Raw genomic sequence first — 1,415 nt, 5'->3', positions numbered from 1 at the left:
GTTTTTCGTATTAGTGTTCTCGACTCTTCTCAAATTTTTCAACAGCTTCAAAATCAAGCTCGGCTGATATCCAATCGCCTTTTTCCGGGAATTCTAGATTGCGCACGACTATTTTATTCGGCACCTTTTTTTCTAAAATTTTCGCCTGGCAGTTTTTGTACATAACTACTTCTCGTTCTTTGATATCTGTCCACAACAAGTGCAGGACCCCTTTCAACTTTAAGAAGTTAATATTTCGAAACACCGTTTTACATTTTATTATATTTCTTCTGATTTGTTAATTTCTTTGTCTTGTTTTTTATAAAAAAATATTAAAACACATTTCTTCTAATACAATATACCCAAAATATCTTTTAATCCTTAAACATTTATGTTATATTTTAAAAATTGTATTACAAGTTTTTATTTTTGTAGAAAAAATCAGAACGGCTGATGCGCAAAAAACTTTGCTGTTGTTGTAGCAAGTTTTTTTATTTTTGCCTTTCCGCCTATCCTCTTTTCTTTTTTTCCATATTTATAATGGACATATGGATTCGTCCTAATACGTAGAAAGGCTTGAAAATCCAAAAATATCTTAACATAAAGTCATGAAGCTGTTCCGCTAAAAATATAGTTGAATCTACAAATGCTCTACCGAAACAGCTAGCACCCTCTATCCATACAAAAGACTGCTTTTACCGCGTTTATCTTTTGTAGAGATATAAAAGGCTACCTTCCACTATTAAGAGGCCGCAATTTACTCGCTGGGAAGTAATACATACTAATAGAAGTGTTCAGAAACAAAATAAACTTTACTCTTGATATCTTGCTATAAAATAAATAATAACAACACAATTTGAGGTGCCAACAATGAACGCATTAACAAACGCTATAATTATCTTATTAGCTTATTTAATTGGGTCCATTCCTTTTGCTTTAGTGATTGGAAAGGGCTTTTACAAAACCGATGTTCGCAAGCACGGAAGCGGTAACTTAGGAGCCACTAATACCTTTCGTACTTTAGGAAAGAAAGCAGGTATTATAGTGTTGATCGGCGATATAGCAAAAGGCTCGCTAGCTGTCTGTTTACCGCTTATGATGAATAGTCACTTGCATATGCTTGTCCCTGGATTTATTGCTATTCTTGGACATAGCTATCCGATTTTTGCAAAGTTTAAAGGAGGAAAATCTGTAGCGACTGCCGCTGGTGTATTCCTTGCATTTTCACCATTAGCTTTCATTCTAGGGATTCTAGCTTTTTTAATTTCTCTCAAAATTTCTAAATACGTATCCTTGTCTTCACCTATTGGGGCATTGGTTGCCTTTTTGGTATCACTCTATATAGGTGATGTAGTATTGATGGTATTTGCAGCCGTTATTTTTGTTTTTATTACATGGAAGCATATTAAAAACTTCAAACGCATTAAATTAGGTAC

General features: G+C 33.7%; 2 protein-coding genes. One reads left to right on the top strand and one right to left on the bottom strand.

All coding sequences use genetic code 11. From position 1 onward, the window contains the following. Positions 1 to 10: 10 nt before the first annotated feature. The gene (locus AC1DRF_RS27820) at positions 11 to 199 is read right to left on the bottom strand and encodes a hypothetical protein (RefSeq protein WP_225049418.1); all 189 of its coding nucleotides are present in this window, start codon (positions 197 to 199) and stop codon (positions 11 to 13) included. A gap of 650 nt (positions 200 to 849) precedes the next feature. Here AC1DRF_RS27820 and plsY point away from each other — a divergent pair. Next, a partial coding sequence (plsY, locus tag AC1DRF_RS27815; protein ID WP_477742287.1) for a glycerol-3-phosphate 1-O-acyltransferase PlsY occupies positions 850 to 1,415 on the top strand: 566 nt, incomplete at its 3' end.

This window comes from Priestia sp. P5_B4 (assembly GCF_056400385.1).
This window is presented reverse-complemented; position numbering and strand designations above follow the sequence as displayed.